The sequence below is a fragment of the Shewanella abyssi genome (genome assembly GCF_023284025.1).
GTDB lineage: Bacteria > Pseudomonadota > Gammaproteobacteria > Enterobacterales > Shewanellaceae > Shewanella > Shewanella abyssi.
In genome coordinates this window covers 1-520 of the sequence record NZ_JAKIKR010000139.1, presented here as the reverse complement: position 1 = coordinate 520, position 520 = coordinate 1, and the positions used below count along the sequence as shown (strand labels likewise).

At 54.6% G+C, this 520-nt stretch carries 1 rRNA gene; it reads right to left on the bottom strand.

Going from position 1 to position 520, the window contains the following annotated elements:
- Positions 1–16 precede the first annotated feature (16 nt).
- Positions 17–520 (bottom strand): 16S ribosomal RNA (locus L2755_RS22105); the annotation flags it as partial.

Sequence of the window (520 nt, the reverse complement as noted above, 5' to 3'; positions counted from 1 at the left end):
GAGTTAGTCGTATAGGTAAGGAGGTGATCCAGCCCCAGGTTCCCCTAGGGCTACCTTGTTACGACTTCACCCCAGTCATGAACCACACCGTGGTAAACGCCCTCCCGAAGGTTAAGCTATCTACTTCTGGTGCAGCCCACTCCCATGGTGTGACGGGCGGTGTGTACAAGGCCCGGGAACGTATTCACCGTGACATTCTGATTCACGATTACTAGCGATTCCGACTTCACGGAGTCGAGTTGCAGACTCCGATCCGGACTACGACCGGCTTTGTGAGATTAGCTCCACCTCGCGGCTTTGCAACCCTCTGTACCGGCCATTGTAGCACGTGTGTAGCCCTACTCGTAAGGGCCATGATGACTTGACGTCGTCCCCACCTTCCTCCGGTTTATCACCGGCAGTCTCCCTAAAGTTCCCACCATTACGTGCTGGCAAATAAGGATAAGGGTTGCGCTCGTTGCGGGACTTAACCCAACATTTCACAACACGAGCTGACGACAGCCATGCAGCACCTGTCTCA